Annotated in this window: 6 protein-coding genes; 1 reads left to right on the forward strand and 5 read right to left on the reverse strand. The window is 66.5% G+C overall.

Going from position 1 to position 5684, the window contains the following annotated elements:
* The 3 genes from AC1DY5_RS39550 to AC1DY5_RS39560 form a co-directional block, all read right to left on the reverse strand.
* A partial coding sequence (locus AC1DY5_RS39550; RefSeq protein WP_478119914.1) for an amidase occupies positions 1 to 528 on the reverse strand: 528 nt, incomplete at its 3' end.
* Positions 521 to 2011, reverse strand: coding sequence for a dihydropyrimidinase (gene hydA / locus AC1DY5_RS39555; protein ID WP_478119915.1), 1491 nt, complete (start codon positions 2009 to 2011; stop codon positions 521 to 523). The genes AC1DY5_RS39550 and hydA, both read right to left, overlap by 8 nt.
* Positions 2012 to 2033: 22 nt before the next feature.
* Entirely contained in the window at positions 2034 to 3359 is a 1326-nt protein-coding gene (locus AC1DY5_RS39560) for an MFS transporter (RefSeq protein WP_478119916.1), read from the reverse strand.
* A 251-nt stretch (positions 3360 to 3610) separates the two neighbouring features.
* On the opposite strand from AC1DY5_RS39560, the gene AC1DY5_RS39565 reads away from it, so the two are divergent.
* On the forward strand, positions 3611 to 4315 hold the full coding sequence (locus tag AC1DY5_RS39565) for a GntR family transcriptional regulator (RefSeq protein WP_478119917.1): 705 nt from the start codon (positions 3611 to 3613) through the stop codon (positions 4313 to 4315).
* 89 nt (positions 4316 to 4404) lie between these two features.
* Here the strand turns inward: AC1DY5_RS39565 and AC1DY5_RS39570 are convergent, their stop codons facing one another.
* Positions 4405 to 5229, reverse strand: a complete 825-nt coding sequence (locus tag AC1DY5_RS39570; protein WP_478119918.1) for an RNA-guided endonuclease InsQ/TnpB family protein — start codon at positions 5227 to 5229, stop codon at positions 4405 to 4407.
* 284 nt (positions 5230 to 5513) lie between these two features.
* Positions 5514 to 5666 (reverse strand): helix-turn-helix domain-containing protein, encoded by a 153-nt coding sequence (locus AC1DY5_RS39575; RefSeq protein WP_478119919.1) that lies wholly within the window; start codon positions 5664 to 5666, stop codon positions 5514 to 5516.
* Positions 5667 to 5684: the final 18 nt, after the last annotated feature.

The following is a 5684-nucleotide window of genomic DNA, read 5'->3' on the forward strand; positions in this document are numbered from 1 at the left end:
GCTGGAGCCGCCGCCGTCGGTGCCCAAGGCCAGCGGCGCCAGCCCCGCGGCCACCGCCACCGCGCAGCCGCCCGACGAGCCGCCGGGCGTGAGCGACAGGTCCATGGGATGTCGCGTCAGGCCGTACACCTTGTTGGTCGTGAGGCCCTTGCAGGCGAACTCCGAACTGTTGCCCATGCCGATCACCAGCGCGCCGGCGCGCCGCAGCCGTTCGACCGCGACCGCGTCCTGCGTCGCGATGAAATCCTCAAACAGGAGCGAGCCCTGCGTGACGCGCTGGTCCTTGACCCAGATCACATCCTTCACGACCACCGGCACGCCGGCCAGCGGCGGACGCTCGCCGCTCGCAATGCGCTCGCGCAGCGCGGCGATGTCGGCAGCGAGCCCGGGCGGAGCTTCGCCCACGACGGCGTTGAGCGCGGGATTACGCTCGACGATGCGCTGCTGAAAGGCGGCGACCACCACGCCCGGGTCGAGCTCCCCGCGTCCGATGCGGGCCGCGATCTGCGATGCGTCGAGTTCAAGCACGATTCGGTTGCGCCAGCTTGCCCAGCGCGTCGGGAAGGTTGGCCACATAGTGCCCGCCGGCCGCCGGATCGACAACCTTGGGACGCGCCATGTCGGGCTTGCCGCAGGGCAGGAAGCGGCCATGGCCCCGCGGCGCGCAGACCTCGCCCCCGTCCCACACGAGTTCGCCGCGCACCAGTGTGGTGACCGGCCATCCGGTAACGCGCATGCCTTCGTACGGCGTGTAGTCCACGTCGTGATGGAGCATACGGTTCTCGATGGTGACTTCCTTGTTTGGGTCCCAGATGGCGATGTCCGCATCGGAGCCGATCGCGATCGTGCCCTTGTGCGGATTCAGTCCATAGAGCTTCGCGGGGTTGGTGGCCGTCAGCGCGACGAACTGGTTCAGCGTGATGCGCCCGGTGCGCACGCCCTCGGAGAACAGCAGCGGCAGCCTCGTCTCGAGCCCCGGGATGCCGTTCGGGATGTAGGGGAACGGCACCTCCTTGCCACCCGGCTTCTTGCCCTGCGGATCGTCGAAGCGGAAGGGCGCATGGTCGGACGAGAAGATGGTGAAGAGCCCATCCGACAAACCGTCCCACACCACGCGCTGGTTGGCCTTGTCGCGCGGCGGCGGGCTGCAGACGCACTTGGCGCCTTCATAGCCCTCGTCGAGATTCGAGGCCGTCAGGAACAGGTACTGCGGACAGGTCTCTGCGTAGATGCGCAGCCCGTGGGCATGGGCCCAGCGGATCTGATCGATCGCCTCGCGGCCCGACACGTGCACGATGAGGATCGGCACGTCGACGAGTTCGGACAGCGCGATCGCGCGGTGCGTGGCTTCGCGCTCCACCACCATCGGCCGCGAGTCCGCGTGGTACTTCGGCGCGGTTTGGCCGGCGGCCTCTAGTGCCTCGCTGAGCCAGGCGATGCAGTCGGCGTTCTCCGCGTGGACCATGGCCAGCGCGCCGTGCCGCCGCGCGATAGCAAGCAGCCGCAGGATCTGCCGATCGTCCAGCTTCATGTCGTCGTAGGTCATGTAGATCTTGAACGATGTGTAGCCCTCGGCGATGAGCGCCGGAAGCTCCTCCTTCAGCACCGCCTCGGTCGGATCGGTCACGATCATGTGGAAGGCGTAGTCGACCAGCGCCTTCTCGCCGGCGCGGCGGTGGTAGTCCTCCACCGCCGCGCGAAGCGACTGGCCCCTGATCTGCGCGGCGAACGGAATCACGGTCGTGGTTCCACCGCAGGCCGCGGAACGGGTGCCCGAGAGAAAGTCGTCGGCCATCTTCAGGCCCTCTCCCATCGGCTGGTCGAGGTGGCAGTGGGCATCGACGCCGCCCGGCAGCACGAGCTTGCCGCTGGCATCGATCTCTTGGCGGCCGCGCCCCAGGCTCTGCCCGAGCGCGACCACCCGGCCGTCGCGGATGCCGATGTCGGCGGACATGGTGTCGCAGGCGGTGGCGATCAGCCCGTTGCGGATGACGGTATCGAAGGGGTCCATGGATGCTCCTTTGCGGCAGGCTTCAGCGGCCCGCGTCCTTGAGGTCGATGTGCGCCGTCTCGCGGGCGGCATAGGCGGCCACCGCGATCAGGACGCAGACGATCGCCAGGTAGATCGCGACCGGGGTGGTCGAGCCGAAGCTCGCGATCAGCCCGGTGGCGATGAGCGGGGCCAGGGCGCCGCCGAACACGCCGGCGAACTGGAAGCCCAACGAGGCGCCGGTCACACGTACCTTGGTGGCGAACAGCTCCGGCAGGAACGAAGCCAGCGGCGAGAACATGAACGACACCAGCACCATTCCGACGAAGGAGGCCAGCATGATGGCCGCCGGGTTGCCAGTCCCTACCAGGTACATGAAAGCGAAGGCCCAAAGCGCGCCGCCGATTCCGCCGATCATGAGCACCGGGCGCCGGCCGATGCGGTCGGACAGCCAGCCGGCCACGGGGATGAAGATCATCTGTGCGATCGCGCCGAGCAGCACTGCATTGAGCGCGATGCTCTTGGGCAGCCCGAGCTTGGTCGGCACGTAGTACAGCAGGAAGAGCGTGAAGACATAGAAGGCGATGTCGCCGCCCAGGCGCGCGAAGAAGGCGATGGCCAGTTGCGGCTTGTAGTGGCGCAGCACTTCCATGATGGGCGCGTGCTCTTCCTTGCCCTTGGCTTCCTTCTCGAACACCTTGGATTCCTGCACGTTCAGGCGGATATAGAGGCCGACGCCGACCAAGAGCGCGCTCATCAGGAACGGCACGCGCCAGCCCCATGACAGGAAGGCCTCTTCGGACACTTGCCAGGTCACGAGTGCGAAGGCGCCGTTGGCCAGCAGCAGGCCGATGGGCGCTGCTATTTGCACCACGGCGCCGAGCAGGCCGCGTCGCTTTCCTTCGGGGTCGAGTTCGTTGACCATGATGGCCGCGCCGCCCCATTCGCCGCCGAGCGCGAGGCCCTGGATGATGCGCAGCACGACCAGAAGGATCGGCGCCATCACCCCGATCTGGGCGAAGGAGGGCAAGCAGCCGATCAAGAAGGTGGCCAAGCCCATCATCAGCAACGTGAGGAAGAGGATCGATTTGCGGCCGAGCTTGTCGCCGAAGTGGCCAAAGACCGCAGCGCCCAACGGCCGGGCCGCGAAGGCCACGCCATAGCTGGCGAACGAGAGAAGCGTGGCGACGAGCGGTTCGCTCTGCGGGAAGAACAGCTTCGGAAAGACCAGCGCGGCGGCCGAGCCGTAGATGAAGTGGTCGTAGAACTCCAGCGTGGTACCGGCAAGGCTTGCGGCGGCGACACGCCGGGTCGACGAACCGCCGGCGGCGCGGTCGGCGCTGGCGGGGAGGGGCAGGGTGGTGTGCATTCGGTGATCTCCAATGTTGGGTCGGGCGTGGGTTGGAAGCACGATCGAACAATAGGACAACACCGAAGTGCAATCAAGTTAAATTTTGTACATCGGCTACCATAAATTTGTATTTAGGCGGAATGCAAGGGTAAACACCAATAAGGTGGGAACTTCACCCGGGGCCTGTACGACAAGTGAACGTTTCTGGGAAATTGGCCGCAAACCCGCTATACAATCTAACGCAACGCGAGATGCAAAAGGGACAAGATATGGCCAAGGATGCCGTCAGAGAAAACGAATCCGCCGGGGCCGCCTCGGTCGATGAGATCAGCGACAGGATCCTCGGCGCCGTCTGGGAGCACCGGTTGCCGCCCGGCACCAAGCTGGTTGAGGAGAAGCTCGCAGGCGTATTCGGCGTCAGCCGTACCAAGATCCGCCTGGCGCTCGGCAAGCTCTCGCACGACGGCATCCTGACGGTGGAGCCGAACCGCGGCACCTTCGTCTCCAGCCCCAGCGTGGAGGAGGCGCGGCAGGTGTTCAATGCGCGCCGCGTGCTCGAACCGGCGCTGATGCGCGAGCTCTGCGCCGCCCCGCTGAGGCGCGAGCAGATGTCGCGCCTGCGCAAGAACATCGCGCTCGAATCCGAGGCACGCGTGCGCAACGACCGCCGCGCCATCATCCGGCTGTCGGGGGAGTTCCATACGCTGATCGCCGAGGTCGCGCAGAACCCCTACCTCGGCAAGTACATGCGCGAGCTGTGTTCACTCACTTGCCTCGTGATCGCGCTATACGATGCCCCCGGAATGCCCGCATGCCCGCACCACGAGCACGCCGGCATCGTCGATGCGCTCGAAGCGCGCGACGCCGACACCGCTTGTGCGCTGATGATCGAGCATCTCACCCACGTCGAGCAGACGCTTCGGCTCGAGATGCCGACAGGCGAGGACATCGATTTCGACGAAGTGTTCAGTTAGCCAGACCTGCTGTCCGGAGCTTCGGATAGCTGCCTTGAAATCCTCCCCGCCCTTGAAGGACGAGGATTCCTGCGGAGGCGTGCTGCGCTTTACGCACGGCCTGCCTCTTCGGTGGGTTCCTGCTTCGCAGGGGCCGCGCGCTTCGTCCTTGCGGACGCCGTGCGTCTAACCACCCCTCCACAGGCATCGGGCTTCGACGAAGAAGCCCAGACCGCGTGCCCCGCGGCCAGAATTTTCTTTGCGGCRTTGACGTCCGCATGCTCTGTGTGGCCGTAGGCCACGCAGGCGAAGAGCGCCAGGCTCTTTCTGTTCTCCGCCGCTTCGTGGCCGCAGACGCGGCACGTGCGGCTGGTGTAGGCCGGATTCACGGCCAGCACCTGCCCGCCGTGCGCGGCCAGCTTGTACTCGAGCTGGCGCCTGAACTCGCCCCAAGCGGCGTCGAGGATGCCGCGGTTGAGGCCCGCCTTCTGGCGGACCTTCCTGCCAGGGMGCTGCGCGCTGCCGCGCGCCGAGGCGCTCATCGCCGCAACGCGCAGGTCCTCGATCGCGATCACCGKATGCTCGGCCGCCAAGCCGCTCGTGAGCTTGTGCAACCAGTCGTTGCGCTGCTGCGCGATGCGCCTGTGCAGCGCGCGCAATTTTACGACCGCCTTCTTGCGAATGCACGAGCCCTTGACCTTGCRGCTGACGCTGCGCTGGTAGCGCCGCAGGCGTCGCTGCTGCGCCTTCATCGCCGCGAGCGGCTCGATGAGTCGCCCCTCGGAAAGGCCCGCGAAGTTGGCGACGCCCAGGTCGATGCCGAGCGTCGGCGCGACGCCGGTCTGGATCGTCTGGATCGCCACATACCAGCGGTCCCCCTCACGGGTGACGCTGGCATTGCGCAGCTCTCCGGCGACCTCCCGGCTCATGCGCATGCGAACCCATCCGAGCTCGGAAGCTGGAGGCGCCCATTGGGCGCGTCCAGCTTGAATTGCTTGCGGTCCGGAAAGCGAATGCCCGGCTCCTCGCCCCGCTTCTTGAAGCGGGGGTAGCCGGGTTTCTTGCCTGCCTTCACGTTCGCGAAGAAAGTCTGGAACGCGGYATCCAGTCGTTTCAGGACCTGCTGCWGTGGATGCACCGSGCCTTCCCGCAACCACGACGTCTCWGCCGCGTTGCGCCAGGCCGTGAGCCAAGCGCACATGCTCGCGTAGCCTGCGTTCTACTCGCCGCGCTCGCGGCGAGCCTGCTGCTCGGCCAACGCTCGATTCCAGATCCAGCGCATCATGCCCGCGTAACGCCCCAGTTGCGCCGCCTGCGCAGGACGCGGGCGAAGCTGGAAACGGTAGCCTCGGAGGGACGAATCGACGGACATCTACGAACAGTATGGGCA

It is taken from the genome of Variovorax sp. P4_D9, from assembly GCF_056401695.1.